General features: G+C 59.9%; 2 protein-coding genes. Both read left to right on the top strand.

Going from position 1 to position 2,813, the window contains the following annotated elements; genetic code table 11:
- Positions 1 to 1,320 (top strand): DUF885 family protein (locus P792_RS26270; protein ID WP_035439576.1); only part of this gene is annotated, 1,320 nt, incomplete at its 5' end.
- A gap of 321 nt (positions 1,321 to 1,641) precedes the next feature.
- The coding region (locus P792_RS26275; RefSeq protein ID WP_035439578.1) for an MATE family efflux transporter at positions 1,642 to 2,813 on the top strand (1,172 nt) is incomplete at its 3' end.

A 2,813-nucleotide genomic window follows, 5' to 3' on the forward strand; every position in this document is an offset into this window, starting at 1 on the left:
GAGGATTATCTTGCTCGCCTGCGCGCCATCCCCAAGGCGATCGATCAGGTGATCGCCCTGGCGCGTCTTGGCGAGAAAGACGGATTGATGCCGCCGCGCTTCCTCCTTGAGAAGGCCGAGCAGCAGGTGGAGCAGATTGCGGCACCGGCTGGCGAAAAGAGCCCGTTTGGCGAACCCGTCACGAAATTCCCGGTCGCTGTGCCCGCTGCCGATCAGGCGCGACTCCGCAAGGCTATTCTGACGGCTATCGATCATGATGTGCGCCCGGCCTATCAGCGCCTCGCGACCTTCATGAAGCAGGGCTACACAGCGCATGGCCGCGCTCAGGATGGTGTATGGGCCCTCCCCGGTGGTGATGCGCTTTATCGCTACGACATCCGCACCCTGACCACCACCACCATGTCCCCCAAGGAAATCCATCAGCTCGGGCTCGATCAGGTTGCCAGGATCGAGGGTGAAATGGGCGAGATCGCTCATAAGCTCGGCTTTGCCGACCTTGCAGCCCTGCGCGCTTCGGTAGCCAAGGATCCCAAGCTCTACGCAACGTCGCGCGAGCAGATCATCGATCTGTACCGCAAGTATATCGCGCAGATGGAGCCCGCCCTTACCCGCGATTTCGACAAGATCCCGACCACGAAGCTGGAAGTACGCCCCGTCGAGCGCTATCGCGAGGCTGAGGCTGCCGGTGCCGAATACCATCAGGGAACGCCCGATGGTTCACGCCCCGGCATCGTGTTCGTCAACACCGGCGATTTCGCCAAGCGCGATATCTACACGATCGAGGATACCGCCTATCATGAGGGTGTTCCGGGTCATCACTTCCAGATCTCCACCGCTCAATCCCTGCCGCTGCCGCCTTTTCGCCAGCAGGGTTTCTATAATGCCTATATCGAGGGCTGGGCGCTGTACGCCGAGGGTCTTGGCAAGGAGCTGGGCTTTTACAAGGATCTCTACAGCGATTATGGCCGCCTGAATGGCGAGCTGCTGCGTGCCGATCGTCTGGTGCTCGATACCGGTGTGCATGACCTGCACTGGACCCGCGCCCAGATGCTGGAATTCTTCCATGCCCATCCGCCCACCAGCGAGCCGGACATGCAGGCCGAGACCGACCGTTATATTGCCTGGCCCGGTCAGGCACTGGGTTACATGCTGGGCCAGCAGACCATTCTTCGCCTGCGCGAAAAGGCAAAGACGGAACTGGGACCGAAATTTGACATCCGCAAGTTCCACGATGTCGTTCTCTCCGGTGGCGCCCTGCCGCTTAACCTTCTTACCGACCGGGTGGATGCCTGGATCAAGACAGTGAAAAGCGAAAAGTAAGACCCTGGAGGCGCGGGCACTCGCCTCGATAGTGGATGGTCGCTCTTGTAAAAGCGACGCTTCATGAGCAGGGATGAGGGCAGGGCAAAGCCTCGCACTCGTTCCTGAGCGCTCTGATCCATAGGGCGGCTTTCAAAAAAAAGATCTTTCGGGATTTCTGTCGTTTCCAGAAGGGCGGGAAACGGGCAGGATCGGGAGGATATGTCGCTGACTGCTCCTTCCCCCGCCAAGATATCTCCTGATGCATCAACGGTTCAGGATTCGGAACCTGCGGTTGATCTGAAGGCCACCCGACCCGCGCGTTTCGTTCATGGCAGCATCATGCGCCATGTCATCGTGATGGCGGGCACAGGGGCTATTGGACTGATGGCCGTCTTTGCGGTCGATCTGCTCAATTTCTGGTATATCTCGCATCTGCATGACCCGGCCCTGACTGCGGCAATCGGTTTTGCCGCTGCGCTGGGCTATGTTCAGGTAGCGGTGTCGATTGGCATGACCATCGGGCTCGGGGCAGTCATTGGCCGGCTCATCGGTGCGCGTCGGATCATCAGGGCGCGGCGGTTTGCCTCGGCGTTCATGGTCGTCATGATCGCGGTGACGGCCGTGCTGGGCTGTCTGACAGCGGTTTTCGCCTCGGCGTTTCTGGCCCTGCTGGGTGCGCGAGGAGAGGCTCTGGCGCAGGCAACCGGGTTCCTGCATCTGGTTTCACCATTCCTGCCCCTGGTCTGTTACGGCATGGCGCAATCAGCGTTGCTGCGCTGTGTGGGGGATGCCCGTCGCTCCATGCAGGTGACGCTGGTGGGCGCTTTTGTCTCGGCGATTCTCGACCCTATTCTGATTTTCGGGTTCCATATGGGGCTGACCGGGGCGGCGATCAGCACAATTCTCTCCCGCAGCGCTGTGGTGCTGTTTGGCTTCGTGAGCCTGCGTGAGCACCGTATGCTCGAATGGCCACGCCTATGGGCCATTGCTCCTGCAACGCGTCAGATCGGTGCTGTGGCCTTGCCTGCCATTGCGACAAATCTGGCAACCCCTGTTGGTGGATTGTTCACCACCCATTTTATGTCCGGGTTCGGGTTGGAGGCAATATCCGGGCAGGCGACGATCGATCGCATCGTGCCGGTCGCCTTTGCTTTCGTTTTTGCCCTGACCGGATCGGTCGGGCCGATCATGTCGCAGAATCTTGGGGCAGGGAAGAAAGACCGGGTACGCGAGACGCTCTATGCCTCGCTCAAGCTGACCGGACTTTGTGTTTTGCTCACCTGGGCCATTCTGGCTGCATTTCACACCCCTATCCTGCACCTGTTCGCCTCCAAGGGGGTGGCAATCCGGATCGTCACGCTGTTCTGCTGCTGGCTGGTGGCGAGTTATTTCTTTGTGGGGCTGCTGTTCGTCTCGAATACGGCCTTCAATAATCTGGGCCATCCGCTCTATTCGACCGCGTTCAATTGGGGCCGGGCCACGCTGGGAACGATCCCGTTTGTCTGGATCGG

Origin of the sequence: Asaia sp. SF2.1 (genome assembly GCF_000505765.1) — a bacterium.
In the GTDB taxonomy this organism is placed as follows: domain Bacteria; phylum Pseudomonadota; class Alphaproteobacteria; order Acetobacterales; family Acetobacteraceae; genus Asaia; species Asaia bogorensis.